Raw genomic sequence first — 26358 nt, forward strand, 5'->3', positions numbered from 1 at the left:
ATGGCGACACATGTACTCTGGCAGGCCGATGTGGCCGATTTCGATGCCTGGCTGAAAGTGTTCCGCGAGGACAAGCCGATGAGAGAGGCCGCGGGCATCCGCGACCTCCACATCTGGAAAGACCCGGATCAGAAAGATCACGCGGTTGCCATGTTCGAAGTTGCGGATCTGGACCGGGCCCAGGACTTTATGGAGTCTGAAGAGCTGGCCATGCACCACGAACGCGGTGGTGTGGCGCATATCCAGGTCAAGGTACTTCAACCTGTTTGATATTGGGTTCTGCGCCCCGGCTGGGGGGCGCAGAACCTACTGGTAACCTGATGCCTTTGGCGAACTCAAAGGAACCCCCCGGATGAACACGGAATTGACCGTCTTGTCCCTTGCCGCATTGCTTTGGGTCGCACAATTCGTGGCCTATCTGGTTGCCGGGCATGGGAAGATTGACCTTGGTCATGCCATCGGCCCCCGCGATGTACCTTTTGACAAGCCGGGGGTTTCCGGACGCTTGCACCGCGCTCTTTGCAATCACACCGAAGGCTTGGTTCTTTTTGGAATTGCTGCGCTTGTTCTGACGGTTTCCGGCCAGTCGAATAGTTTCACCGCCACCTGCAGCTGGGTCTATCTGATTGCCCGGCTTCTCTACGCTCCCGCCTACGCATTCGGATGGACGCCTTGGCGGACCGTAATCTGGATCGTCGGACTGGCGGCTACCACTGCAATGCTGCTGGCTACGCTTCTTTGATTCCGTCGCCAGCATAGATTAACAAAATGGGGAACGGCCCCGGCGCAAATAAAAACTGTCGCCATCCCCGCAAACGATAAGGACCTGACATATGGCAAACTATGACGTTATCGTAATCGGATCCGGCCCCGGCGGCTATGTCTGCGCCATCCGTTGCGCTCAGCTGGGCCTGAAAACCGCCTGTGTCGAAGGACGTGACACGCTTGGCGGCACCTGCCTGAACGTGGGCTGCATCCCCTCAAAGGCACTGTTGCACGCGTCGCATCAGCTGCATGAGGCCGAGCATAACTTTGCCAAGATGGGCCTGAAAGGCAAAAGCCCCTCGGTCGATTGGAAGCAGATGCAGGCCTACAAGCAGGAAACGATCGACGGCAACACCAAGGGTATCGAATTCCTGTTCAAAAAGAACAAGATCGACTGGTTGAAGGGCTGGGGTTCGATTCCTGCCGCCGGTCAGGTCAAGGTGGGGGATGAGATCCACACTGCTAAGAACATCATCATCGCTTCCGGGTCCGAGCCGTCCTCACTGCCCGGTGTTGAAGTCGACGAAAAGGTCGTCGTGACCTCGACCGGTGCGCTGTCGCTGGGCAAGATCCCGAAGAAGATGGTGGTCATCGGCGCGGGCGTGATCGGGCTGGAACTGGGCTCAGTCTATCAGCGATTGGGGGCCGAGGTTACGGTGATCGAATTCCTCGACGCAATCACTCCGGGCATGGACCCCGAAGTGCAGAAGACCTTCCAGCGTATTCTCAAGAAGCAGGGCCTGAAATTCGTCATGGGCGCGGCGGTTCAAAAGACCGAGGCGACCAAGACAAAGGCAAAAGTGACTTACAAGCTGCGTAAAGATGACAGCGAGCATGTGATAGACGCCGATACCGTGCTGGTCGCAACGGGCCGCAAACCCTACTCGGACGGTCTGGGTCTTGAGGCTCTGGGCGTCGAGATGTCGCCGCGAGGTCAGATCAAGGTTGGTGCCGACTGGCAAACCAACGTTCCGGGTATCTATGCAATTGGTGACGTAATTGACGGCCCGATGCTCGCCCATAAGGCCGAAGATGAAGGTATGGCCGCAGCCGAGCAAGTGGCAGGCAAGCATGGCCATGTGAACTATGGCGTCATCCCGGGTGTGATCTACACGTGGCCCGAGGTCGCCAATGTCGGCGAAACCGAAGAGACGCTGAAAGAACAAGGCCGCGCCTACAAGGTCGGCAAGTTCATGTTCATGGGCAACGGCCGCGCCAAGGCGAACTTGATGACGGACGGGTTTGTGAAAATCCTGGCCGACAAAGAGACGGACCGCATTCTGGGCTGTCACATTATCGGCCCAGCTGCGGGTGAACTGATCCACGAGGTCTGTGTGGCAATGGAGTTCGGTGCCTCGGCCGAAGATCTGGCTCTGACCTGTCATGCCCACCCAACCTATTCCGAGGCCGTACGCGAGGCCGCTTTGGCCTGTGGTGATGGGCCAATCCACAGCTGATAAGTTGACCCCGGCGGCCTTCAGCTGGCCGGGGTCAACCACGCATCAAGATAGATTTCCAATCTGTCCTTAAAGCTCTGGGATTCGTGCAGGGCGCAAAATTTCAACGACATCGACTGAATGGCGAAAGCCTGAACGCCCTCGGCCAGCAGGTCGGTGGAAATGTCTTTGCGGACTTTGGCGGTTTCCAGCCAGCCGGCGACCATGCGCACGTAACGTTCAAAGCACTGCGCGATCGGACCCACTTCGACGATTGCCGCAGCGCCTGAATAGCGAATGATCAGGTCAAACACGTATCGCTCCGAAGTCATGAATGTATGGATTGGTTCCAGCGCGGTTGCGATTTCCGGTGCCGTATGCGGAACTGGCCCCTGCTCGACCTGGTCAAAGCAGGCAACCAGCTTTTCTCCAATCAGGCGCTCCATCAAAGCGTCCTTGTCGCGAAAATGCGCGAAGAAGGTACCTTTGGCGACACCTGCTGCCTGAACCACTTCTTCTACCCGAAGCGCCTGATAGCCGTTCTTACGAATAACGTCCTCTGCAGCTTCGATCAGACGTGCGCGCGTTTTGAGGGTTCGTTTTTGAATTGTCTTTTGCATACACCCTGTTCGCATATTTTTTGACCACGGTCAAATTTGATATTGACCGTGGTCATTTTTTTAGCCTACAAAATGACCACGGTCACTTTTAGGAGATTCCCGATGCAAACTAAGAAAATACTGATCCTCGACGGACACCCCGGCGAAACCAGCCTGTCCCGTACTTTTGCCGAAACCTATGCCGATGCCGCGCGACAAAAGGGGCATGATGTACGCATGATCCATCTGAGCGAATTGCAGTTCGACCATGACTTTGGTCAGGGCAACTACGAAGATTTCAAACCGCTGGAGCCGGTGTTGGAGCACGTGCTTCAGGACCTGGAATGGAGCGAACACCTGGTTCTGACAGCACCGATGTGGTGGGGTGGCCTGCCCGCCAAACTGAAAGGTTTGATCGACCGGACATTCATCCCCGGGCGAACCTTCGACACACGGAACACGACCAAGATCGGCTTTCCGGCACCAATGCTGACCGGGCGCACGGCCCGGGTCATCCTGACATCGGACACGCCCGGCTGGTTCATGCGTCTGATTTACCGGCAAGCTCTGATCCGGCAGGTTCGCGACCAGATTCTGGGATTTGTCGGCTTCAAACCAACGCGGTTCACCTATTTCGCAGGTGCCAGCTATCCAAAACCCGGCAGCGTGGAGCGTTGGATTTCAAAGGTGGCCAAGATCGGCGCTGCGGCGGCCTGATCGCGGTGCTTACCACATTGTCTTCTCGGCGCGCGCGCCCCATTCCCGATCATAGCGCGCGCCACCTTCCTCACCATCGGACGCCTCGGCAAGGATTTCACCCACGGTGGGCAGATGTTCCGTCTCATCCCCGCTCGTCCAGGTGCGCGCTCGCATCAGCGCGCGAGCGCATTGCGTGTAAACCTCAGAGATCTCTATGACGATGACAGTAGCCGGGCGTTTGCCCTGCTTTTCAAACCGGGCTCGCAAGGAATCGTCGGTAGTAACGCGAGCGGCTCCATTCAGGCGCACCACATTGTTCGAACCCGGCACCATGAACATCAGCGACACTCGCGGATCGCGCACGATATTCCGCAAGCTGTCCAGCCGGTTGTTTCCGCGCCAATCCGGCATCGCCAGCGTTTGCGGATCAAGCTCCAGAACAACCGGGCCGTCATCGCCGCGCGGGCTGCTATCAACGCCCTCGGGGCCCACGGTAGAAAGCACGCACAGACGCGAGGCCATAATCCATTTGCGATAAAGCGGCGTCAGATGCCGCGCCACCTTTCGCAGCGAAGGCGCACCGGGCTTGCCGTACAGAGCTTCGAGCGTTTCGATGTCCTTAACGAATTCCATCCGGATCAAACCCCACTTCGCGCATCAACTCATTGGACCGCGTTTCGATAACGTCTTCGAGGCGCCCAAGAAATGCATTCCGTGCGATCCCCGGTTCGATTGGATCCAAAAAATCGACGATCGCCAGACCGGGTTTGCGCATCACCCCCGTCCGGGGCCAGAACACACCGGCGTTTGTGGCAACAGGAACGCAGGGAAAACCCAACCCCTCGTACAGAACCGCAGTCCCGACCTTGTACGGTTTATTCACCCCGGGCGCGACGCGCGTACCCTGCGGATAAATCACCAACTGACCAGGTTCCGAAAACTCTTTGGCCACGTCCTTGACCATCTTGGCCACTGCTGCACCCTTTTTGCCGCGATCGACCGGAATGCAGCCAAGGCGGCGGGCATAGAGGCCGATGATCGGCGTCCACAGCAACTCCTTCTTCATGATGAATTTACCGTGTGGAATGGCGTCGAAGATCATGATGATATCGAGGAACGACTGATGCTTGGCTCCGATCACGACCTCGTCGACAGGTGCCGTTCCACGCACTTCGCATCGGATACCCACCATCCATCCAGCCATCCAGATCGTCGTGCGCGCATATGTCTTGCAGGCCTGCAAGGCCCCGCGTTTGTTGAACAACGCATAAGGAGCAAACACGATACCCAGTATCAGCATCCACGCATAAATCACGATCATGAAGATCAATGAGCGGACCCATTGGATCGCTGTAGCCATCAGGAAAGCTCCTTTAATTTACGCGCTGCGGCTGTCCATGTGGCCAAAAACGCCACCGCAGCCCCCAGCAGGGGTATCAGCGCAGGCAACAGCCAGCCACCCCCCTGAAATCCCAACCCGGTCAGAAAGCCGCCCTCTTCCGCGGCTTCGGGCAATAGCAAAACGCCGGTCATGCCGAACAGCACCCCAACCAGAGAGCCAAAGAACGCACGGTAGGTGAAACGACGTACAAATGCACTGGCGATAAAACGGTCACGGGCTCCGACAAGGCGCAGCACCTCGATAATCTGCGCGTTGGCGGCAAGGGATGCATTGGCGGCTAGCGTGATCATGGCCGCCGTTGCGCCACCGATCAGCAGAATGGACACCCAGCCCAACCGCCGCAGTGAGGTCGCCGCATCCACCAGCGGTTCGCGCCAGCGCGAATGGTCGTCCAGCACGGCCCCCGGCACCTCTGCCCCCAGTCGCAGGCGCAGACCTGCAGCATCCAGACCCGGCGCACCCTCTACGATTTCAATCAGTTGTGGAACCGGCAGCGTGTCCAAGGGCAGATCGGGACCAAACCACGGAGACAGCAGGGCGACCTGTTCTTCCGCGCTTAACGCGCGGGCCGAAGCGACACCGGGCGTTTGGGCCAGAACTGTCAGCGCGGCCTCGGTCTGGGCGGCAAGCTGTTCAGCTGGCGCATTGATACGCAGTGTGGCGGCCCCGGCCAGTTCCGATGCCCAGCGGTCCGCAAGACGGCCCGACGCCAATGACAACGCAAGCGCAAAAACGGCCAGAAACGCCATCGCGCCCGCCACGAATAATGTCAGTTGCGCCGTATAGCCCGACGGCGGCACAACCCTGTCGGCGCGCTTGTCCCGGGTTAGCATGCTGCGGATGGTGCCCTTGCTCATAGGTCCGCCCCCGCCAGTTGAATCTGGCGCTGCGAAATACGCAAGACGCGGGCCTGAACCTGACTTTTTGTGGCTCGGATCAGGCTGAGGTCATGGGTCGCGATCAACACGGTCTTACCCATCTTGTTCAGTTCGACCAGCAGCCGCAGAAGGCGCTGAGACATCTCCCAATCGACATTGCCGGTCGGTTCATCTGCCAACACAACGTCCGGTGACAGGATCACCGCACGCGCCAGCGCCGCGCGTTGACGTTCGCCGCCAGACAGCTCGGGTGGGAGCGCATCAAGCCGTGTGCCCAGCCCCACCCAGCTCAGCAACTCCAGCAGGTCCTCTTTCTGGGCGTTCTCACCTTTTCCTGAAACCATCAGCGGCAGAGAGACGTTTTCGGCCAGGGTCATGTGATCCAGGAAACGACAATCCTGATGCACGACCCCGATCCGGCGTCGCAGCAATGCCATCTGGTCGCGGTCAAGGCGCGCAATGTCCTGTTCAAAGGCATTCAACCGCCCCGACGTGGGCAACAACGCACCGTAGCACAGCTTGAGCAGAGTGGTCTTTCCCGCACCGGACGGCCCGGTCAGAAAGTGGAACGAACCCGGCTGCAACTGAAGCGACACATCGCTCAGCAATTCACCATCACCATAGGTGTAGCTGACGTTTTCCAGCTCGATCACAGGGGCCCCCGTTCTTGTTGCCGCTCTTCTTGCCCGAGCGCGGTCGTGGTTTCAATGCCTGCACCGGGTCGAATTGGTGACACTTGCCGTGTGAAACCGAAAACACCCTTTGCGGTCAGGTCTTAACGGAATATCATCCCTGAAAAAACTATTATCAGGTCGACACCCCGACCGGGAGGCAGCATGCGTCTTACTTGTCCGAATTGTGGCGCTCAGTACGAAGTACCAGACGAGGTCATTCCCGAGGAAGGCCGCGATGTGCAGTGTTCCAACTGCGAAAAGACCTGGTTCCAGGCAAAGCATCCCGAAACTGAGGCTGAACCGGTAAAAACGGAACCTGCAGCGCCAGTTGCTGAACCCGCGGAAAAGGCTGCAAAGCAGGAACCAGAAGAAAAGCCCGCTGAAGACCCCAAACCAGCGCCCGAGCCCGCCGAGGCATCCTCGACCGGGAATGTCGATCCCGCTGTCGCCAATATCCTCAAAGAGGAAGCCGAACGTGAGGCTGGCCTGCGCGCGCAAGAGGGCGGTAGCCTTGAGACGCAGACAGATTTGGCCCTGGACGCTCCGCCCGAAGCGGAAAAAGTCGCCAAGGACCTGATCGCCACAGAAACCGCCAAGGATTCAGGTCAGAAGGACGCGTTGCCGGATGTCGAGGCGATCAATTCCAGCCTGCGCAGCGACGAACCCATATCGGAAGTGGAAGAGGATGAGCCTCTGCCGCGTAAATCCGGAGGCTTCCGGCGCGGATTTCTTTTGGTCCTGATTATCGGTGTGGTCCTGTTTCTGATCTACGGCAATGCCCAAAAGATCTCCGAAGCGGTTCCGCAGGCCGATCCAGTGCTGAACAGCTATGTCTCGCTGGTCGATCAGGCGCGCGTCTGGCTTGAGACGCAGGCCGGTACCAGCACGACATCGAACTGACGGAAGCGATCAGAACCGCTCCAGCAAGCGTTTGAGGTATTCCAACTCGATCTGGGGGCGATCCGTTTCACCGGTACGGCGGCGGATTTCATCCAGCAATTCGCGCGCACGGCGATAGACGTCTTCGCCCTGCAGCAGGTTTTCATCGGTTGAGATTGACCCGTTCGCGCCCGGGCTGCGTCCCAGAGGGTCGCGGTTGTTGGCCTGCATATCGCCGTCCTGTGATCCCTGGCCCGGCTGGTTTTGCTGGTTTTGCGCCAGCGCTTCGCCCAATGAGCGCATACCTTCACGCAGGGCCTCCATCGCCTCGGATTGGCGGTCGATGGCTTCGGCCAGATCGTCACTTCGCAACGCCTCTTCGGCACCATCCATGGCCCGTCCCGCACGGTCCAGCGCGTCGCGTGCGGCATCACCTTCGGGGGTTCCGGCGCCAGGCAGACCTTGTTGCTGGCGGCTCAGCTCATCGCGCAAGGCCTGTTGGCGATCCGCCAGTGATCCCTGACCCTGCTGACCGCCACCGCCTTGTTCCGATCCCTGACCCTGATTGCCCTGTCCTTCATGGCTTTGCCCACGGCCCTGACCGCCCGAGCGCCCTTCGTTGCCCTGGCTTTCACCAGCCTGCGCACCGGGGTTGAACTGTTCCTGCAAGTCGCGGAACGCCTGATCGCTCAGACCCTGCTGTTCGCGCAGAGTTTCGGCCAACCCCTCCATCGCCTGCTGGCCTTCTGATTGCTGGCCCTGGCCCTGACCTTGGGTGACGCGCATGTTTTCCATCATCTGCTGGAACTCTTCCAGCGCCTGCTGCGCCTCGGCCATGCGACCCTGTTCCATCAGCTCTTGAATGCGGTCCATCATGCGTTGCAGATCATCCTGCGTCATCTGAATGGACTCGCCATTCTGGCCCTGTTGGTTCTCGTCGAATTCGCCGTTCTCCTGTGCCAGGCGCTGCAGTTGGCGCATATAGTCCTGCGTTGCCTCACGAAGTTCCTGCATCAGTTCGGCGATCTCTTCGTCACTTGCACCGTTCTTCATCGCTTCGGACAGACGTTCCTGCGCACGGCGCATCCGTTCAAGCGCATCCGCAAGCGTGCCGTCTTCGATCAGAACGCCAAGCTCCCACAGGGCTTCTGCGATCTCCGCCTGTTGCTCTGGCTTAAGGCCGTAGTCGTTGAACGTCTCCAACCGGCGCAGGATCACGCGCAGACGCAGATAGGCGGTATCGGAACGGAAAAGGTCTTCGGGCAGATGCGAAACCGCGCGCAGGATCTGAGCAACCCGAGTGGCGTTATCGCGCGTCCACAGAAGATCCCGGCGCTGTTCAATCACGGCCGCCGCCAGCGGGTCAAAGAAGCGACGTGCGGGCAGCGCGGTCATATAAGGTTCGGATTGCCCTTCCTGATCAGCGGCATCGCGAGTCAACAGGGTGATTTTTACAGGCAGATGCGCCCATGGGTGCTGAGAAAAGTCTTCGATCAGGTCCTCGCTGAAATCAGCCCGGTCGCCCGTAATGGGCATCGGCAGCTCGACCTCGATCACCTCGCGCGACTCAGGGGCGGTGGTCAGACCATAACGGCGGTCCACAGATGGCAGATCAAGCTCAATCAGTGCGGAACCGGACACAACGCCATAATCGTCGCTGGCGGCAAAGGGCAGTTTCATTTGTCCACCGGCTTCAGCCTCGGCCACACCGGCGACACCGACTTTAGGCGGCATATCCGCCATCACGTTCAGCGCCCAGTTGCGGCCGGATGGGCCATCGATCGTCAACTGCCCGGTCTGTTCGGCGACAAAGTCCTGTTCCGGCTGGGTCGCGCCATCAGTTCCCAGAGGCGTAATTGTTTCCGTCAGGCTGTGCGCGCCGACCTCGCCGTAGAACCGCAAAGTAATTCGGCTGCCTTGCGGGACCGTCAACGTCGGATCGGATTGATCAGCCAGATAGAGCGTCGGCAACCCGGTATATCTGGGTGGCTCGACCCAGCCTTCCCAGCTTGGCCCCTGCCCTGCCACTGCAGCGCCCGGAGTCATTTCAGCCACCGAACCAATCCGCCAGAACGAGCCGAACATCGCGGCGATCACCAACGCCAACAAAGCTGAATAGCGCAGTGCGTAAGGATCGCGACTGGCCAGCCGCAGGTCCGGTTTGACCGGTTCGGCCTTAGCGACACGCTGCGCCATTCGGTTCTGATGCGCATGCCACAATGCCACCGAATCCGCGTCCATCGCGCCGATGGCCTGTTCATCCATCAAGGCCTGAATGGGCCGCCCCGGAAGGGCCGCATCCAGCCGCATCAGCGCCTCGGCCCGCGTGGGGAAATGGAATCGCCTTGCGCCGACGAACAGCGCGGCGACCAAGCCCAACAGCGCCAACGCCCCGAAACCCCAAACGATTTCAACCCTGACTTCGTCCTGCAAGCCCAGCATCAAAGCCGCCAGAATTGCCATCAAAACCGAGAAAAACGGCCAAAATGCGCGCAAAACCTGCTCGGCCAGCATCCCTGCGTGCGTCAGCCACAGGGACAGTCTTGGGATCGGCAGGTTCTGTCTTGCGCTCAAGGCGGGCCTCCTGACCGGGCCCGCGCGCCTATCGCGTCAAAGCCACGTAGGTATGGTATCGCGGTTTATGATTTCGTCAAAGCTTGGGCGTTCACGAATAACTGCAAATTGATCCCCATGCACCAGAACCTCGGGGATCAGGGGGCGCGTGTTGTATTCGCTTGCCATCACCGCGCCATAGGCCCCGGCACTGCGGAAAGCGACCAGATCGCCTGGTTCCAGCGGTGGCATATTGCGTTGTTTGGCGAAGGTATCGCCGGTTTCGCAGACCGGACCCACAATGTCATAAGGCTGTTGTTCCGCGCCCGGTGCGGGTTCCTGCACGGCGACGATGTCGTGATGCGCCTCGTACATGGCAGGACGGATCAAGTCGTTCATCGCGCCGTCGAGGATCAGGAAATCGCGACCTTCGCCTGATTTCACATATATAACCTTGCTGACCATCAATCCGGCATTGCCGGCGATCAGACGGCCGGGTTCGATCTCGATCTCGCAATCCAGATGACCCAGCGTTTTCTTGATCAGCGCTCCGTACTCAACGGGCAGCGGCGGCGCATCATTCGAACGCGTGTAGGGAATCCCCAAACCGCCGCCCAGATCAAGTCGACGGATATTGTGCCCTTCTGAGCGCAGCTTTTCGGTCAGTTCGGCCACTTTGGTATAGGCCAGCTCGAACGGCTCCAGCTCAGTCAATTGTGAGCCGATATGGACGTCGATCCCGATCACTTCCAAACCCGGCAGGCTGGCAGCGTGGGCGTACACCTCGGACGCGCGGGCGATGGGGATGCCGAACTTGTTCTCGGACTTGCCGGTCGCGATCTTGGCGTGGGTCTTGGCATCCACGTCCGGGTTCACCCGCACGGTGATCGGGGCAACCACGCCCAGCTCCAAGGCAACGGCATTGATCACTTCCATCTCGGGCTCAGATTCCACGTTGAACTGGCGGATACCGCCAGTCAGCGCGGTGCGGATTTCGTCCGCCGTTTTGCCAACGCCCGAGAACACGATCTTTTCGCCAGGTACTCCGGCGGCCTTGGCGCGCAGGTATTCCCCACCCGACACCACATCCATCCCCGCGCCCGCCTGTGCGAGCGTTTTCAGGATCGCCTGATTGCTGGCCGCCTTCATCGCATAGCAGACAAGATGATCGGTGCCCTCCAGCGCATCGTCGAACAGCTGAAAGTGCCGCGACAACGTCGCGGTGGAATAGACATAGAACGGAGTTCCGACCGCGGCTGCGATTTCGGAAATCGGGACATCCTCGGCGTAAAGCGCGCCGTCGCGGTAGAGAAAGTGATCCATGACTGCGCGCTTAGACCAAAATGGCCTCGCGGATCAATGGATTCTGCGCGAGTCGCGGTGTTGCATCAGTTGGACGTTGAGACGCCAACGCGGCCATAGCCCGATACTTTGATGCCGGATCCGCTTGATGTGTCCGAAGGTTCAGGACTGGGTTTGTACGAAGGGTCGCAAGCCGCCAGAACAGCAAGGGAAAGAATCAGGCCGATGATTTTCATTTTTTGGTCTTCTTTTCAGAACTTGGCGCAACGCCGTTACGCCCGGTAAATGGGCATAACCACAGCGAAATGCAAATTTTCGATTACAGCCCCAGGAAAACGCCAAACCCGCCACGCTGCAGGCCCACGCCGACGCCGCCATAGGTGCCGCTGCTGCCGACACCGATATTGGCGCTCATCGAGGGCTGAATGGGTTCGCCATCCACACCGCACCCGGCCAGGGCAATCCCGGCCGAGATCAGAAGGACCACACGTAGTAATTGCATCACACCAGCGCCTTCCATCGCTCAATCTGGGCGCGGACCTGATCGGGTGCCGTGCCACCATAGGATTGGCGGGAGTTTACTGAATTTTCCACGGTAAGGACAGAATAGACATCATCGGTGATGTCCGCATGAACCGATTGCATGTCTTCCAGCGTCAGATCCGGCAGATCGCAGCCCTTGCTTTCGGCCATCGCCACCAATGATCCGGTGACATGGTGCGCATCGCGGAACGGCAGCCCCAGCACCCGCACCAGCCAGTCGGCCAGATCGGTCGCGGTCGAGAAACCCGAGCCCGCTGCCGCAGCAAGACTGTCGCGGTTGGCGGTCATGTCCTTAACCATGCCTTCCATCGCCGCCAGCGCCAGCATCCAGTTGTCGGCCGCATCAAAGACCTGTTCCTTGTCTTCCTGCATGTCCTTGGAATAGGCTAGCGGCAGGCCCTTCATTACCATCATCAGCGCGGTATTCGCACCGTAGATCCGGCCCACCTTGGCGCGGATCAGTTCCGCCGCATCGGGGTTTTTCTTCTGCGGCATGATCGACGACCCGGTTGAGAATCGATCGGATAGCGTCACAAACCGGAACTGGGCCGAGGACCAGATCACCAGTTCTTCGGCGAAGCGCGACAGGTGCACGGCACAGATCGAAGCCGTCGACAGGAACTCCAACGCAAAATCGCGGTCGCTGACCGCATCCAGCGAGTTCGCGGCGGGGCGGTCAAAGCCCAGCGCTTCGGCTGTCATCTGACGGTCGATTGGGAAAGACGTTCCGGCCAACGCCGCAGCACCCAACGGGGATTCGTTCATCCGAGCGCGAGCATCGCGGACGCGGCTCAGGTCACGACCAAACATCTCGACATAAGCCATCATGTGGTGGCCCCATGTCACCGGCTGCGCCGTCTGCAGGTGGGTAAAGCCAGGCATGACCCAATCGGCGCCTGCTTCGGCCTGCGCCAAAAGCGCGCGGATCAGGGCCAAAAGGCCTGATTCCGCCGCGTCCAACTGATCACGCACCCACAGTTTGAAATCGGTCGCAACCTGGTCATTCCGCGACCGACCTGTGTGCAAACGGCCTGCCGGCTCGCCAATGACCTCTTTTAGCCGCGCCTCGACATTCATATGGATGTCTTCCAGCGCGGTCGAAAACTGAAATTCTCCGTTCTGGATTTCTGACAAAACGGTGAGCAGCCCTTCCCGAATAGCCTGCGCATCACTATCAGTTATAACGCCTGTGGCCGCGAGCATGGCGGCATGGGCGCGCGAGCCTGCGATGTCCTGGGCTGCCATCCGCTGATCGAACCCGATCGAGGCATTGATCGCCTCCATGATCGCGTCTGGACCAGCGGCAAAGCGGCCGCCCCACATCTGGTTCGAGGATTGATCGGTCATGTTGGAAAACCCGGAGTTGATATGCGCCTATTTCGTCTGATCCCCCTTTATATGGCCCTTGCGCTGGGTGCAAACGCGGCTTTGGCCACGGATGCCGAAACTCTGGCCCCGCTGCGCGACGGCACACTGAAGCGGCTGATCCTGCACAAAGAGCCCAAACCCGTCGAAGCGGTAGATTTCCAGCTTGAAGATGATGGCGGCGTTGCGACGCTGGAGGATTACAAGGGTAAGTATGTCCTGCTGAACTTCTGGGCCACATGGTGCGCACCCTGCCGCAAGGAAATGCCTCAGATTGCGGAACTGCAGGAGGAATTCGGCGGCGACAAGTTCGAAGTTCTGACGCTGGCAACCGGGCGCAATTCGCCAGCCGGGATCAAGAAGTTCTTCGAGGAAAACGGCATCGACAACCTGCCGCGTCATCAGGACCCCAAATCGGCCGTCGCGCGGGAAATGGGTGTTATCGCCTTGCCCATCACGGTCATTCTGGACCCCGATGGCAATGAAATCGCACGCCTGATCGGCGACGCCGAGTGGAATTCGGACAGTGCCAAGGCAATCGTGGCGACCCTCGTGGGCGCTGAAAGCTAACCTACCAGCGAAACACGGCGAATGGTGGTATCCTCCTGGCGTTTTAACCAGGAGGATTTTTATGAGACGCTTGAGCGCTGTGGTCGTGCTGGCCAGCCTTTCTTTGATCGCTGCCGGATCTGCCGGGGCGAAAGATCTTCGCAAAGAAAATCAGTTTATGGAGGCTGTTGCCGGGAAAAAACTGGTCAGTGGCGACACCTGGCTGGTCATTACCCCTGACGGGAAAATTGACGGTGTTGGCCGCAACAATGCCAAGCGTACCGGTGCGTGGGTGTGGAACAAGAGGTTCTTTTGTCGAAACGTTGTGGTCGGTCAAAAGGCGTTTCCCCAAGACTGCCTGACAGTTTCGGTCGACGGCAACCAGATGCAGTTCAAAAGGAACAAGGGCAAAGGTGACGCCATTGTCTATACCGTCTCCAACTAAGGCGGCGGCACAGTTTCTTTTTTTGTGATACTCTGAAACCGGCCCCAACGGGCCGGTTTTCGTTTGCGACTTGAAGGAAGGGAGAGTGCGATGAAACCGGTAGTTCTGTTGATTGGGAAACTGCCCAATGTAATTGGAGATGTCGCGCGCCAACTGGATCACCTGCCGATTCAATGGCTTGGTGCGCACGATCAGGAAGAAGTCAGGCGACAATTGGACGAAGAACCACGCATTTCCTGTGCGATCATGGGCGCCGGACTTGACGACAAGGTCCGCGGAGAGATGGTGGGTATCATTGCGGCACGCAGGCCAGATATCTGCATCCACCTCAAGGATCGCGCCTCGGGCCCGGATGGGTTGGTGCCCTTTGTCCAGCGCGTTGTTCAGTATGAGATTTTGGACAGTCTCGAACATAGCTGACGCCACGCCACCTTTGACAGTTTGCCTGCTGCTTTGCACTCTGCCGGGCGGGAGGACGGAATGCCGCTTGAAATTCTATTGGTTCTGGTGGTCGGAGGTATCGCCGGGATAACAGTGATGTTGCATCTGACGGGCAAATCGCGCTTACGCGTGCTGACACCCGAAAGTGCGCGGTCGGAATGGCTGCGCCACGCGCCCGATGACGCAGTCATCGACGTCACTGTTTCGCATGACGGTCATGCGGCATTGATCCGAACCGATGCCGGTAACGGGCTGCTGTGGTCTTTCGGCGCGGACACCGTCGCCCGGCACCTTCTGGATTTTGATTTGCTGGAGCATCCGCAAGGTTTTGAGGTTCAGTTCCACGAATTCGGAACGCCCAAAGCGATCATCCACCTCGACGAACTCGAACGCCGCCATTGGCAGCACCTGATGGAGCCCGCATGACGGACCAAGTGACTTTCCCGGACGCCGTGCAGTGGGCTGTCCCTTTCTTCATTGCTGCCATTCTGGCCGAGTTTCTGTGGATCGCCGTCAAAGGCAAAGGCGGGCGGTATGAGACGCGGGACGCCGTAACTTCTCTGATTATGGGCGCAGGCAACATCGCCTCGGGCTTTCTGCTGGGCTTTATCGCCTACGCGTTCTTCATGTGGCTATGGCAGATCACGCCTCTGAACCTGGGCACGTCGATCCCCGTCATCATCTTGTGCTTTGTACTGGACGATCTGCGCTATTACTGGGTGCATCGCTTTGGCCACCGGATCCGCTGGGTCTGGGCCAGCCATGTGAACCACCACAGTTCGCAGCATTACAACCTGACCACGGCGCTGCGGCAGACATGGACCTATACGTTCACATTCATGATGGTTGTCCGCGCGCCGTTGATTCTGTTGGGTTTTCACCCCGCGATGGTGCTATTCTGCGGTGGCCTGAACCTGATCTACCAGTTCTGGATCCACACCGAGGCCATTGGCAAGATGCCCCGCTGGTTCGAGGCTGTGATGAATACCCCCAGCCATCACCGCGCCCATCATGGTCGCAACGCCCGGTATCTGGACTGCAACTATGCCGGCGTGTTCATCATCTGGGACAAGATGTTCGGAACTTTTGTACCCGAACAGGAAGATGACCGCGTCGACTATGGCCTGGTACACAATATCGGCTCGTTCAACCCGCTGCGTGTGGCCTTCCACGAATGGGTCGGTATCTGGCATGATGCGACGCAGCCGGGTCTGACACTGCGTCAGCGGCTGGCCTATTGTTTTGCGCCTCCGGGCTACAGCCACGATGGCAGCAGGGACAATTCCAAGCAGATCAAAGCCAAGCATCTGGCCCGCCACCCCGAAGATCGCGGAACGCCCGGATTCGAGCAATGTGAGGCCAAACAGCCCAATACACAGGCAAAACAGGCCTGATCCCGCCGAGCCGTCCGACCCGATTCTTGAAATCCGGCCCTCACGCCCCATATCCACCCGATGTGCAAAGTGTGAGTAACCGGAGGCCCAGATGACCAGATTGACAACCCTGTCCACCGTTATGGGTCTGACTGGTATGGTGCTGGCCATGCTGACGGCTCTGGCCAGCGGCGCGGCTGCAATTGTCGCATTGGGCTTTGGCATGATGCTTTTAGGCTTCATGGGCGCAGTTGTCGGCGGGTTCGCCGCACTCGGACGAATTTGGGAAACATCCCGCTAATCCGACGCATCCACCTGCAACTGAGTTTGTCTTAACCGCAGATTCATACCTTTCCCCTGAAATCGTCACCGAACCGGCGACATATAGGGAAACGGGTTGCGCATGCGGAAAAAGGAACTGGCAGATTTGCCCGAAGGTGGGGACAGCCCGCTGAACGCGGCCGTCAAATCCCGCGACGCATCCACAGTCGATATGGCGACCGAGGCCGTAAAGCACAAACAGTGCAAACTGGCCTTCCAACCGGTCATGCAAGCCAACGCTCCACATGAGGTCGCCTTTTATGAGGGCTTCATACGCGTTCTCGACGAAACCGGTCGGGTCATCCCCGCGCGTGAGTTCATGCCGCAGCTGGAAAATACGCCCATCGGTCGCGAGCTGGACTGCGTAGCGCTTGAAATGGGTCTCCGCACACTCACCAAAAACCCGGACATTCGCCTGTCGATCAACATGTCTGCCCGCTCGATCGGGTATGCCCGCTGGTCGCGGGTTCTGGAACGGTTTCTGAAAAAGGACGCCGGAATAGGCGAAAGGCTTATTTTGGAAATCTCGGAAAGTTCGGCCATGACGGTGCCGGAATTGGTTATCGATTTCATGGATCGCCTGCAGCCGCGCGGCATCGCCTTTGCTCTGGACGACTTTGGCGCCAGCAATTTCAGCTTTCGCCACTTCCGCGAGTTTTTCTTTGATGCCGCCAAGATCGACGGCCAGTTCATCCACGGTATCAGCGAAAACCCGGACAATCAGGCTCTGGTCCGGGCTCTGATCGCCGTAGCGCGCGAATTCGAAATTCTTGTCACCGCCGAATCAGTCGAATCCCGACAGGATGCCGAATTCCTGATCGCCAACGGTGTAGACTGCCTGCAGGGCTTCCTGTTCGGCGCCCCAACTGTATCTGCCCCGTGGAAGGCGGAAAACCGCAAGCGTACAGCCAGTTAGAGTGAATTTCCCGGTCCACAACCCGCCTGAGACAAGCTGACCGTTGCTGCAACTGCAGCGTTGCGTTATTCCATGAGGAGTTGGAGCGGGGAACATGAGGCGCTCTTGCTATCACAGGGCTCTCTCTGTGCGATCCGCGCCGTCGAATATCCCGCAGGACCTTGACGGTAAAGGATTGTCTAAATGACCAACGTAGTAATCGCATCCGCCGCGCGTACCGGTGTCGGCAGCTTTGGCGGCTCGTTTGCAAACACACCCGCGCATGATCTGGGCGCCGCCGTGCTGGAGGCCGTGGTCGAACGCGCAGGCGTGGACAAGGGCGAAGTCAGCGAAACCATTATGGGCCAGGTGCTGACGGCCGCTCAGGGTCAGAACCCCGCCCGTCAGGCACATATCAATGCAGGTCTGCCGCAGGAAAGCGCGGCCTGGGGCATCAATCAGGTTTGCGGTTCGGGTCTGCGCGCTGTGGCTTTGGGCGCACAGCACATCCAGTTAGGCGATGCCGACATCGTCGCTGCGGGCGGTCAGGAAAACATGACGCTCTCGCCCCATGCCGCTGCTCTGCGCGCGGGTCACAAGATGGGCGACATGAAGTACATCGACACGATGATCCGCGACGGTTTGTGGGATGCATTCAACGGCTATCACATGGGCCAGACCGCCGAGAACGTCGCCGAGAAGTGGCAGATCAGCCGCGACATGCAGGACGAATTCGCCGTTGCATCGCAGAACAAAGCCGAAGCCGCACAAAAAGCCGGCAAATTCGCAGATGAGATCGTGCCCTTCACCATCAAAACCCGCAAGGGCGACATCGTGATGGACAGCGACGAATACATCCGCCACGGCGCGACCATCGAAGCAATGGGTAAACTGCGTCCGGCCTTCGCCAAGGACGGCTCGGTCACGGCCGCAAACGCTTCTGGCCTGAACGACGGCGCCGCGGCAACTTTGCTGATGTCCGCCGAGAACGCTGAAAAGCGCGGTATTGAACCTCTGGCCCGCATCGCATCTTACGCCACCGCCGGTCTGGACCCGTCGATTATGGGTGTTGGCCCGATCTACGCGTCGCGCAAAGCGCTGGAAAAAGCAGGTTGGTCGGTTGACGATCTGGATCTGGTTGAAGCCAACGAAGCCTTTGCAGCACAGGCCTGTGCTGTGAACAAGGACATGGGCTGGGACCCGTCGATCGTGAACGTGAACGGCGGCGCTATCGCCATCGGTCACCCGATTGGTGCTTCGGGTTGCCGCGTTCTGAACACGCTTCTGTTCGAAATGAAGCGCCGCGACGCTAAGAAAGGTCTGGCGACCCTCTGCATCGGTGGCGGCATGGGCGTTGCCCTGTGCGTGGAGCGCGACTAAGTGCTTTGACAACCAAATAGAAAAGGGCGTCCGCTGGGCGCCCTTTTTTGTTACATTGGGGTTCCACCCCTTAGATGCGACGATATTGCTAACTGGAATTTTTAGATTCATGACGAAACAATATTGCGCACGATCACCTCTCAAAGTAACAGCATTACCAAGACGACTTAAATTGGAGGATTCCTAAATGGCACGTACAGCACTCGTTACCGGCGGCTCCCGGGGCATCGGCGCAGCAATTTCCAAGGCGCTCAAGGCCGAAGGGTACAACGTTGCAGCCACCTATGCGGGGAACGACGAAGCCGCCGCGAAGTTCACCGAAGAGACCGGCATCGCGACCTACAAGTGGAACGTCGCCGACTATGACGAGTCCAAGGCCGGAATCGAAAAGGTTGAGGCCGAGGTGGGCCCGATCGACATCGTCGTGGCAAATGCCGGCATCACACGCGACGCGCCGTTCCACAAGATGACACCGGAACAGTGGCATCAGGTGATCGACACCAACCTGACCGGCGTGTTCAACACCGTGCACCCCGTCTGGAACGGCATGCGCGAGCGTAAGTTTGGCCGCGTCATCGTCATCAGCTCGATCAACGGTCAGAAAGGCCAGTTCGCGCAGGTGAACTATGCCGCGACCAAAGCGGGCGATCTGGGCATCGTGAAATCGCTGGCGCAGGAAGGTGCGCGTGCAGGCATCACCGCAAACGCCATCTGCCCCGGCTACATCGCGACCGAGATGGTCATGGCGGTTCCGGAAAAAGTCCGCGAATCCATCATCGGCCAAATCCCGGCTGGCCGTTTGGGTGAGCCGGAAGAAATCGCCCGCTGTGTGGCGTTCCTGGCGTCCGATGATTCTCAGTTCATCAACGGTTCGACGATCTCGGCCAACGGCGCGCAGTTCTTCGTCTGATCCAAGGCGCAGTAAAGACAACGGGCCGGTCCTTGCGGACCGGCCCTTTTTTATCCCGTAAGAACGCGCGCGCTGCGCTCAGCGGGAACCGAAAAGCCAATTCAGGGCTTGTTTGATCATCTTTCCGCGTTCGGCATGGGCCCGCTGAAAGGCGCGGGCGGCGGCTGGGTTGGTCGTCATCTCGATCATCGCAGTCCTCCTTTCAGTTCAGCTTTGTTTGACTTGCACCCAATATGAAGCTTATCAATTAAGGCGGCAAACGAGCTTTTTTCCGACTTCAGTTAAGAAAAATTTACGCAACATGAGCGACTATCTCCCCCCTCTTACCGCCTTGCGCGCCTTTGATGCCGCTGCGCGCCATATGTCCTTTGCCAAGGCTGCGGAAGAGCTGCACGTAACCCCCGCCGCACTTTCATTCCAGATCAAATCGCTTGAGGAACATCTAGGCCGCCCTTTGTTTCGTCGCCTGAATCGGGCGGTGGAATTGACCGAAGCCGGCCGCGCCCTTGCCCCCGGAGCAGCAGAGGGTTTCGGCGCGCTGCAGACGGCCTGGCAAGCCGCAAGGCGTCAGGGCAACGACACCAGCCTGACCGTTACCGCAGGGCCTGCGCTAACGGCGAAGTGGCTGGCTCCGCGTCTGTATGAGTTTGCGAGGGCGCATCCCGAGATCGACCTCAAGTTCTCGGCAACGTTGCGAATCATGGACCTTGAACGGGACGATGTGGATGTCGCCATCCGGTTCGGCTATGGCGGCGATGAGGGGCTGTATTCCCTTCCGGTCCGCAAAGAGTGGCTGACCCCTGTGATGACCCCGGAACTTGCCGCCCAGTTCCCAACTCCGGAGAGCCTGAAAGAAGCCCCCCTGATCTTTGACGATTCGATCGCTTTCCTGCAGCCCCCCAGCGACTGGCCAACTTGGTTCCGGGCCGTGGGGGTGGACTTTGCGCCCACGCACGGTGCGCATTTCTCGAACGCGGATCATGCCATTGACGCCGCTGTCGCAGGCGTTGGGGCGGTGCTGGGCCGTCGGGCGATGATCATCAAGGACTTGACCGAAGGTCGCCTTGTCGCCCCCTTCAAAACGGCTATCGAAACGCAGGGCCGGTTTCGCTTTCTGTGCCTGCCGGGTGCGGAAAACCGGCCACAGATCGCGGCATTCCGTAACTGGTTCATGTCCGAGATTGAAAAGACCGCACATATCTCGGATGAGTTCGACATTATCCCGGTGGAACAGGTTCCGGCCCCATGACCAGAACGCGCGCTACCGCCATCGGATTTGTCGCCGTTTTGCTGTGGTCTCTGCTGGCGCTGTTTACTGTTGGTTCCTCGCCAACGCCGCCGCTGTTGTTGAATGCCATCTGCTTCTCAATCGGAGGCACACTGGGTCTGATTTGGACCTGGAATACCGGCGGCCTGCGCAAGTTGCGCGAGGTTCCGTGGACCACCTATCTGTTTGGCACTGTTGGCCTGTTTGGATACCACGCGCTGTATTTTTCTGCGCTGCGAATGGCTCCGGCAGCTGAGGCCGGATTGATCGCCTATCTCTGGCCCCTGTTGATCGTGCTGTTTTCGGGGCTACTGCCGGGAGAGCACTTGCGCATCGGACATTTGATCGGCGCATGCCTGGGTTTCGCCGGAGCTGCCGTAATCATCGCCGGTGGCGGCACAGGGTTTCAGATCCAGCATCTGCCGGGATATGCGTTGGCCTTGCTGTGCGCCCTAACGTGGTCTGGCTACTCGGTCCTGTCGCGCCGTCTGGGCGATACACCGACCAGCTCTGTAGCTGTATTCTGCATTGCCACGGCAGTCGCATCCGGTGCACTACACCTTGCCATCGAAGACACCGTATGGCCCGACAGCGCCTTCGGCTGGGCATCGGTCATTGCATTGGGGCTGGGGCCTGTTGGGCTGGCGTTCTATGTCTGGGATATCGGGGTAAAGCAGGGTGACATACAGGTCTTGGGCACGGCTTCTTACGCGGCACCCCTGTTGTCTACGCTTGCTTTGGTTTTGGCCGGGATCGCCGCCCCGTCGTGGGGTCTGGCGATCGCGGCCTTATTGATAACTGGCGGCGCGGCGATTGCCGCGCGGGCTAGTATGGAACGCTAGTTAGACAGGCGCTCGATCTCTTCCTTCAGCTTTAGTTTTTGCTTTTTGAGTTGAGCGATATGGAGATCATCGATGCCTGGCGAGCGTTGGGCTTGTTCAACTTCAAGACCGAGATTTTCGTGCTTTTTCTTCAGTTCGGTCAGGTGTGCGCTCACGCTCATGGCGATACTCCTTTGTTGGTGTCTGAGTTTCACGTAGGAAGTTGACCACATCGTTTCCACCCTGTCACGCCGCAGACGCACAGAATCTGTTATAAATCCGACAATTTCGGCTGGTTAATGCCTATTGGTTGAAAAAACCGGGTAACGCTGCCCCCTCACGTAGTACAGCCGATACCCGTGGCGCATAGCTTTCGCCGTCTTTTTCATGCCGGTCCCCGCTGTGCAAAATCAACGGCGCGTGCAACTGAAACGCCGCTTTTCCCCCTTTTTTGGCGCGTAAAATCACCAATTCAGCCTTTCGACCGGTCCGGGCAGCAAGAGGCAAGACCTCGACCGACCCCAAGCGCCCGTCGCATGCTGTTATCATATCGGGCAGACGGTCGGCTTTTTGAATCATGTGCAGATACCCACGCGGCGCGAGACGTTTGGACGCAGCGTCGAACCACTGACCCAGCGGCGTTTGTTCGCCCAAAGCAACACTGCGCCCTGTGTCAGAGGCTGAACTGTGCGCCCCCGCACGATAATAGGGGGGGTTGGCAATCACATGGTCGAATTGCCGCTGTTTGAGGTCTGCAGGCAGGGCACTAAGGTTCGCCTCGACCACCTCCAGATGTGCTGTATTCTCAGCAGCGTTTCGACGCGCCAGATCGGCATAGTCCTCCTGAAGTTCGACCCCGACACCATGCAGCCCCGGAACGCGGGCCATCAGGCACAGGATTGCGGCACCGGCACCACAGCCCAGCTCCAGTATGGTGTGACCACGTGTCGCCGGGACCGCAGCCGCCAGCAAGACCGGATCGACTCCGGCACGATATCCCGATCGCGGCTGCAGCAGTCGGACGCGCCCGCCCAAAAAGTCGTTTCGGGTCAGTTCATTGTCGGAAAACAGGCTCATCTGCCCAACGGGATGTCGTTGTCGCGCATCACCCTTTCCGCGCGGGTCAAGTCATCCGCTCGCACCATCAGGCGCCGCGGGAAGATTCCGATGCCTCCTTCGAGGATGCTCATATTTACGTCCATCTGAAAGCAGTCTATATCCTCGCCTTCAAGAAGGGCGGATGCAAAGGCCAGGATCGTCGGATCGGTGCTGCGCAAAAGTTCTTTCATGGGGATGGATGTAAGGGCAAGGTGCGCAGGAAGTCGAGCCTTGTATCAGGAGTGTGATGAATATCGACACGATCTCGAAACCGCATGAACGACTGGCAGAAATTCTGGCTGGCGAAATGGATGCAGTTAATGAACTGATCCGCACGCGGATGGCCTCGGAGCATGCGCCGCGCATTCCTGAAGTGACTGCGCATCTGGTCGAGGCGGGCGGCAAGCGCCTGCGCCCCATGCTGACGTTGGCTGCTGCACGTCTGTTTGGATACGCGGGCGATCACCACGTACGTCTGGCCGCGACTGTCGAGTTCATTCACACAGCGACCCTTTTGCATGATGACGTGGTCGACGAAAGCGCCCAGAGGCGCGGTCGACCGACGGCCAATCTGTTGTGGGACAACAAATCCAGCGTTCTGGTGGGCGACTACCTGTTTTCCCGTAGTTTCCAGCTGATGGTTGAAACCGGATCCTTGCGCGTTCTGGACATCCTGGCCAATGCGTCGGCCACGATCGCCGAGGGCGAAGTACTGCAGATGACCGCAGCCACCGATCTGGGCACGACCGAAGCGATCTATCTGCAGGTTGTGCGCGGCAAGACCGCAGCGTTGTTCTCTGCCGCGACCGAGGTGGGCGGCGTGATCGCCGGTGCCTCAGAGCCTCAGGTCAAGGCACTGTACGACTATGGCGATGCTTTGGGTATCGCGTTCCAGATTGCCGATGACCTGTTGGATTATCAGGGTGACAGCAAGGCGACCGGAAAGAATGTCGGCGACGACTTCCGTGAACGCAAACTGACACTGCCGGTGATCAAGGCCATTGCTCAGGCAACTCCGGACGAGCACGCGTTCTGGGAACGCACAATCGGTCGGGGGCGTCAGGAGGATGGCGATCTGGACCATGCGCTGAGCCTGATGAACAAGTACGGCACGCTTGAAGCCACTCGGTCAGATGCGTTCGGCTGGGCAGCCAAGGCCAAGGTCGCATTGGACGGGTTGCCGGACCACGAAATCCGCACCCTGCTAAGCGATCTGGCAGATTACGTGGTTTCGCGCCTCAATTAAGCTGCGTCGCGCGGCACCACCAATCCGGATGGGCCGCGCCAATCTCATAGGCGGCAAAATGCGCCGCCTTAATCGTCGGATATAGCGCGAAACAGGTTGAGCCTGAACCGGACATGCGGGCCAGCAAAGCGTCCTTTGTATCCGTCAATTCATCCAGCACACTGGCCACCTCTGGGGCGAGACCTTTTGTTGGGGGCTCTAGATCGTTACGCTGCTCCCGTAGCCAATCCGCGCAGGTTTGTGGCGTCTCAATAGGCGGAATATCGTCGGGCATGGGCGGGTTGTCGCGGCACTTCAATGCCGAAAAAACCGCTCCGGTCGGAACTTCGACACCCGGATTGACCAGCAGCGCGGGCAATTTCGGCAAACCAACCGGCTCCAGTCGTTCGCCAATTCCGCGCATTCGGGTGGCACGCGCAGCCATACATACGGGGATGTCCGCCCCCAGAGACAGGGCGGCCCCCTCTGGAATCGCAATACTCTGATCCGCAATCATACGCAGCGTGGCGGCTGCATCGGAAGAACCGCCACCTATCCCCCCGCCATGCGGCAGAACTTTGTTCAGGTTGATATGCCCTGCCCAGCCGGCTAACTCAGCCGCCTTCCAGACCAGATTTCGGTCATCTGCCGGGACGCCGGCCGCATGCTCACCCGTGACGGTCATCGATAGCTCTGACCCCGGCGCAAAATCCAGCGTGTCACCGACATCCGCAAAGGCCACCAGGGAATCCAACAGATGATAACCGTCATCGCGTCGACCGGTCACATGCAGGGTCAGGTTGATCTTGGCGGGCGCGAAGGCCTTAATTGCCATCGGCGACCTTCAGCGGCTCGGCCCCTTCCTCGGCCAGAACCGCGTCCAGCCCAATCTCAAGCTTGCGGCGGATGCGGTCCGGGTCGGCCTCGCCGTCGGTATCCGAGGGGTCGACGAAGGAAAGCGCACGTTTCCACTGGAATTCAGCCTCACGCGCGCGGCCTACAGCCCAGTACACGTCGCCCAGATGATCGTTGACCACCGGGTCGACGGGCATCAGTTCAACCGCGCGTTCCATATGGCCCACGGCCTCGTCATAGCGGCCCAGACGGAACAAAACCCAGCCAAGACTGTCGACGATGTACCCACTGTCAGGGCGCGTCGCGACGGCCCGTTCAATCATGTTCAGGGCTTCATCCAGTTTTTCCTGACGCTCGACCAGCGAATAGCCCAGGTAATTCAGCACCTGTGGCTGATCGGGATTCAACTCCAGCGCGCGTCGGAAATCAGCCTCGGCCAATTCCCAATTCTTAAGACGCTCATGCGAGATTCCGCGGGCATAATACAGAAACCAATTGCCGCTGACCCCTTGTTCGGTCAGTTCGATGGCAGTGTCATAGGTCGCCACTGCAGCGGTGTAGTTTTCCTCACGCCTTTGCAGATCGGCCAACGCCACATGGACGCTAGGCAAATTGGGGCTTTGCGCTGCAAGGTTCTGCAGAACTTCCGCCGCAGCATCCGTTTTGCCGGAACGACCGAGAACCTCGGCCCGGCCCAGTTCGGCCGCGTGATAATCAGTGCTGGTATTGGGCACCATCCGATAGGCTTCCACGGCCAGATCATATTGTTCCAGCGCATCCAAAAGCTCTGCGCTCAGAAGGATTGCGTCCACATGGTCCGGTCGCAAGAATGCGGCAATCCGGGCGTAGAGGAGAACATAATCCTGGGACGCCTCGCTGCTGAGCGCGGCACCGACGGAAAAAAACACCTCAGCCATGCCATCCCGCGCCGACTGAACATGCGTAAAGGGCAGCGTTTCGCCAGCCTGCAGACGGGCTACATAGCCTTCGATGGACGGGTCACTGCCTGCCGCGAACACGTCATCGAGGTATTGCAGCGCATCTTCGTTGCGGTCCAGCTGGGACAGGACCTCGGTCCGGGCCAAAGCGGCGCGGCGCGAGAACCGGGAAACGGCACCATTGTTGGCCGCAAAAATCTCTTCGGCGCCTTCGAAGTCACCAATCGAAGCCAATGCCAACGCCTTGTGGAACATGGCGAATTCACGCAGCCCCTCTTGCGTGCTGACCTCGTCGAACTTTTCCATCGCTTTGGTCATGGCACCCTGCGCCACGTGAACCCAGCCCAGGATCAACCCGTCGACCAACGGCCCGACGCCTTGTGTTTCCGGATCGCGCGCCAGCAATTCATCCAGCTTATCGTCAGCGATCAGGTTGGCCATGATGATCATTTTCGCCGCCTGACTTGGCAGCTCGAGCGCTTCGATCGATTGGGCGACCGGCAGCGCACGTTCAATCTCGCCTAGCGCAAGACGTGCGACGACGACGTTTTCAAGCAACTTGCCATTTTCAGGGTCGGCACTCAGGGCCTGCGCATAGTATTTCTCAGCGGAAATATAGTCGCTCTGGTAGATCGCCTGACGTCCAGCCAGATAAGCCCCAGATCCAGTATCCGACAGGACCGGGAGTGCAAATGACGAGGTTAACAGCACAGCCAATGCCGTGCGACGAACGAGGGAAGCCACC

General features: G+C 59.0%; 32 protein-coding genes. 17 read left to right on the forward strand and 15 right to left on the reverse strand.

The window, feature by feature from the left end; translation table 11 throughout:
• The 3 genes from ACR0AA_RS09330 to lpdA all read left to right on the forward strand — a co-directional run bounded on the left by ACR0AA_RS09330 (position 1) and on the right by lpdA (position 2222).
• Positions 1–270 (forward strand): hypothetical protein, encoded by a 270-nt coding sequence (locus tag ACR0AA_RS09330; RefSeq protein ID WP_480664155.1) that lies wholly within the window; start codon positions 1–3, stop codon positions 268–270.
• Positions 271–352: 82 nt separating this feature from the next.
• A complete protein-coding gene (locus ACR0AA_RS09335; RefSeq protein WP_480664157.1) occupies positions 353–742 on the forward strand; it encodes an MAPEG family protein in 390 nt (129 codons plus the stop codon).
• 91 nt (positions 743–833) lie between these two features.
• Positions 834–2222, forward strand: a complete 1389-nt coding sequence (lpdA, locus tag ACR0AA_RS09340; protein ID WP_480664159.1) for a dihydrolipoyl dehydrogenase — start codon at positions 834–836, stop codon at positions 2220–2222.
• Positions 2223–2242: 20 nt separating this feature from the next.
• Here the strand turns inward: lpdA and ACR0AA_RS09345 are convergent, their stop codons facing one another.
• On the reverse strand, positions 2243–2821 hold the full coding sequence (locus ACR0AA_RS09345) for a TetR/AcrR family transcriptional regulator (RefSeq protein ID WP_480664161.1): 579 nt from the start codon (positions 2819–2821) through the stop codon (positions 2243–2245).
• Positions 2822–2923: 102 nt separating this feature from the next.
• On the opposite strand from ACR0AA_RS09345, the gene ACR0AA_RS09350 reads away from it, so the two are divergent.
• Positions 2924–3517, forward strand: coding sequence for an NAD(P)H-dependent oxidoreductase (locus tag ACR0AA_RS09350; protein ID WP_480664163.1), 594 nt, complete (start codon positions 2924–2926; stop codon positions 3515–3517).
• A 9-nt stretch (positions 3518–3526) separates the two neighbouring features.
• Here the strand turns inward: ACR0AA_RS09350 and ACR0AA_RS09355 are convergent, their stop codons facing one another.
• The 4 genes from ACR0AA_RS09355 to ACR0AA_RS09370 are packed head-to-tail and all read right to left on the reverse strand — an operon-like array spanning position 3527 to position 6432.
• Positions 3527–4132 (reverse strand): pyridoxamine 5'-phosphate oxidase family protein, encoded by a 606-nt coding sequence (locus ACR0AA_RS09355; RefSeq protein ID WP_480664165.1) that lies wholly within the window; start codon positions 4130–4132, stop codon positions 3527–3529.
• Complete coding sequence (locus tag ACR0AA_RS09360; protein ID WP_480664167.1) at positions 4119–4859, reverse strand: lysophospholipid acyltransferase family protein; 741 nt, start codon at positions 4857–4859, stop codon at positions 4119–4121. The genes ACR0AA_RS09355 and ACR0AA_RS09360 overlap by 14 nt, the downstream gene beginning before the upstream one ends.
• Complete coding sequence (locus ACR0AA_RS09365) at positions 4859–5758, reverse strand: cell division protein FtsX (protein WP_480664169.1); 900 nt, start codon at positions 5756–5758, stop codon at positions 4859–4861. Before ACR0AA_RS09365 ends, ACR0AA_RS09360 begins: the two co-directional genes overlap by 1 nt.
• On the reverse strand, positions 5755–6432 hold the full coding sequence (locus tag ACR0AA_RS09370; RefSeq protein WP_480664171.1) for a cell division ATP-binding protein FtsE: 678 nt from the start codon (positions 6430–6432) through the stop codon (positions 5755–5757). The genes ACR0AA_RS09365 and ACR0AA_RS09370 overlap by 4 nt, the downstream gene beginning before the upstream one ends.
• Positions 6433–6615: 183 nt before the next feature.
• On the opposite strand from ACR0AA_RS09370, the gene ACR0AA_RS09375 reads away from it, so the two are divergent.
• Positions 6616–7353, forward strand: coding sequence for a zinc-ribbon domain-containing protein (locus ACR0AA_RS09375; RefSeq protein WP_480664173.1), 738 nt, complete (start codon positions 6616–6618; stop codon positions 7351–7353).
• 9 nt (positions 7354–7362) lie between these two features.
• Here the strand turns inward: ACR0AA_RS09375 and ACR0AA_RS09380 are convergent, their stop codons facing one another.
• From ACR0AA_RS09380 to argH, 5 genes are all read right to left on the reverse strand, one after another.
• On the reverse strand, positions 7363–9906 hold the full coding sequence (locus ACR0AA_RS09380) for a TIGR02302 family protein (RefSeq protein WP_480664175.1): 2544 nt from the start codon (positions 9904–9906) through the stop codon (positions 7363–7365).
• A 36-nt stretch (positions 9907–9942) separates the two neighbouring features.
• Positions 9943–11208: a diaminopimelate decarboxylase gene (gene lysA / locus ACR0AA_RS09385; protein WP_480664177.1), complete on the reverse strand. Its 1266-nt coding sequence runs from the start codon at positions 11206–11208 to the stop codon at positions 9943–9945.
• Positions 11209–11273: 65 nt separating this feature from the next.
• Positions 11274–11423, reverse strand: a complete 150-nt coding sequence (locus ACR0AA_RS09390) for a hypothetical protein (protein WP_480664179.1) — start codon at positions 11421–11423, stop codon at positions 11274–11276.
• 83 nt (positions 11424–11506) lie between these two features.
• Complete coding sequence (locus ACR0AA_RS09395) at positions 11507–11689, reverse strand: argininosuccinate lyase (protein ID WP_480664181.1); 183 nt, start codon at positions 11687–11689, stop codon at positions 11507–11509.
• A complete protein-coding gene (gene argH / locus ACR0AA_RS09400; RefSeq protein WP_480664183.1) occupies positions 11689–13077 on the reverse strand; it encodes an argininosuccinate lyase in 1389 nt (462 codons plus the stop codon). The genes ACR0AA_RS09395 and argH overlap by 1 nt, the downstream gene beginning before the upstream one ends.
• Before the next feature lie 21 nt (positions 13078–13098).
• Between argH and ACR0AA_RS09405 the strand changes: the two genes are divergently transcribed.
• The 11 genes from ACR0AA_RS09405 (at position 13099) to yddG (ending at position 21518) form a co-directional block, all read left to right on the forward strand.
• Positions 13099–13665, forward strand: coding sequence for a TlpA disulfide reductase family protein (locus tag ACR0AA_RS09405; protein ID WP_480664185.1), 567 nt, complete (start codon positions 13099–13101; stop codon positions 13663–13665).
• A gap of 61 nt (positions 13666–13726) precedes the next feature.
• Positions 13727–14089 carry a hypothetical protein gene (locus ACR0AA_RS09410; protein ID WP_480664188.1) on the forward strand — a complete coding sequence of 121 codons (363 nt, stop codon included), beginning with the start codon at positions 13727–13729 and terminating at the stop codon, positions 14087–14089.
• Positions 14090–14179: 90 nt separating this feature from the next.
• On the forward strand, positions 14180–14509 hold the full coding sequence (locus ACR0AA_RS09415) for a hypothetical protein (protein ID WP_239339030.1): 330 nt from the start codon (positions 14180–14182) through the stop codon (positions 14507–14509).
• 60 nt (positions 14510–14569) lie between these two features.
• Positions 14570–14956: a hypothetical protein gene (locus tag ACR0AA_RS09420; protein WP_480664190.1), complete on the forward strand. Its 387-nt coding sequence runs from the start codon at positions 14570–14572 to the stop codon at positions 14954–14956.
• Entirely contained in the window at positions 14953–15924 is a 972-nt protein-coding gene (locus tag ACR0AA_RS09425) for a sterol desaturase family protein (protein ID WP_480664192.1), read from the forward strand. The genes ACR0AA_RS09420 and ACR0AA_RS09425 overlap by 4 nt, the downstream gene beginning before the upstream one ends.
• A gap of 91 nt (positions 15925–16015) precedes the next feature.
• Positions 16016–16204: a hypothetical protein gene (locus ACR0AA_RS09430; protein ID WP_480664193.1), complete on the forward strand. Its 189-nt coding sequence runs from the start codon at positions 16016–16018 to the stop codon at positions 16202–16204.
• A 102-nt stretch (positions 16205–16306) separates the two neighbouring features.
• Complete coding sequence (locus tag ACR0AA_RS09435; protein WP_480664195.1) at positions 16307–17140, forward strand: EAL domain-containing protein; 834 nt, start codon at positions 16307–16309, stop codon at positions 17138–17140.
• A gap of 183 nt (positions 17141–17323) precedes the next feature.
• Complete coding sequence (locus tag ACR0AA_RS09440) at positions 17324–18499, forward strand: acetyl-CoA C-acetyltransferase (RefSeq protein WP_480664197.1); 1176 nt, start codon at positions 17324–17326, stop codon at positions 18497–18499.
• A gap of 187 nt (positions 18500–18686) precedes the next feature.
• Positions 18687–19409 (forward strand): acetoacetyl-CoA reductase, encoded by a 723-nt coding sequence (gene phbB, locus ACR0AA_RS09445; protein WP_155149791.1) that lies wholly within the window; start codon positions 18687–18689, stop codon positions 19407–19409.
• Between the two features lie 301 nt (positions 19410–19710).
• Entirely contained in the window at positions 19711–20658 is a 948-nt protein-coding gene (locus tag ACR0AA_RS09450) for a transcriptional regulator GcvA (RefSeq protein ID WP_480664199.1), read from the forward strand.
• Entirely contained in the window at positions 20655–21518 is an 864-nt protein-coding gene (gene yddG / locus ACR0AA_RS09455) for an aromatic amino acid exporter YddG (RefSeq protein ID WP_480664201.1), read from the forward strand. The genes ACR0AA_RS09450 and yddG overlap by 4 nt, the downstream gene beginning before the upstream one ends.
• Here yddG and ACR0AA_RS09460 read toward each other — a convergent pair.
• The 3 genes from ACR0AA_RS09460 to ACR0AA_RS09470 all read right to left on the reverse strand — a co-directional run bounded on the left by ACR0AA_RS09460 (position 21515) and on the right by ACR0AA_RS09470 (position 22786).
• Entirely contained in the window at positions 21515–21679 is a 165-nt protein-coding gene (locus ACR0AA_RS09460) for a YdcH family protein (protein WP_170742008.1), read from the reverse strand. The genes yddG and ACR0AA_RS09460 overlap by 4 nt on opposite strands.
• A 121-nt stretch (positions 21680–21800) precedes the next feature.
• Positions 21801–22574 carry a tRNA1(Val) (adenine(37)-N6)-methyltransferase gene (locus ACR0AA_RS09465; protein WP_480755894.1) on the reverse strand — a complete coding sequence of 258 codons (774 nt, stop codon included), beginning with the start codon at positions 22572–22574 and terminating at the stop codon, positions 21801–21803.
• A complete protein-coding gene (locus ACR0AA_RS09470) occupies positions 22571–22786 on the reverse strand; it encodes a putative signal transducing protein (RefSeq protein WP_170387439.1) in 216 nt (71 codons plus the stop codon). The genes ACR0AA_RS09465 and ACR0AA_RS09470 overlap by 4 nt, the downstream gene beginning before the upstream one ends.
• A gap of 56 nt (positions 22787–22842) precedes the next feature.
• On the opposite strand from ACR0AA_RS09470, the gene ACR0AA_RS09475 reads away from it, so the two are divergent.
• Positions 22843–23841, forward strand: a complete 999-nt coding sequence (locus ACR0AA_RS09475; RefSeq protein ID WP_480664205.1) for a polyprenyl synthetase family protein — start codon at positions 22843–22845, stop codon at positions 23839–23841.
• Here the strand turns inward: ACR0AA_RS09475 and ACR0AA_RS09480 are convergent.
• Together ACR0AA_RS09480 and ACR0AA_RS09485 are read right to left on the reverse strand one after the other, a co-directional pair.
• Positions 23834–24655: a 4-(cytidine 5'-diphospho)-2-C-methyl-D-erythritol kinase gene (locus ACR0AA_RS09480; protein WP_480664207.1), complete on the reverse strand. Its 822-nt coding sequence runs from the start codon at positions 24653–24655 to the stop codon at positions 23834–23836. The genes ACR0AA_RS09475 and ACR0AA_RS09480 overlap by 8 nt on opposite strands.
• Positions 24645–26357: a tetratricopeptide repeat protein gene (locus tag ACR0AA_RS09485; protein ID WP_480664209.1), complete on the reverse strand. Its 1713-nt coding sequence runs from the start codon at positions 26355–26357 to the stop codon at positions 24645–24647. Before ACR0AA_RS09485 ends, ACR0AA_RS09480 begins: the two co-directional genes overlap by 11 nt.
• Between the last annotated feature and the right edge of the window lies 1 nt (position 26358).

This window comes from Ruegeria sp. CE8 (assembly GCF_056537465.1).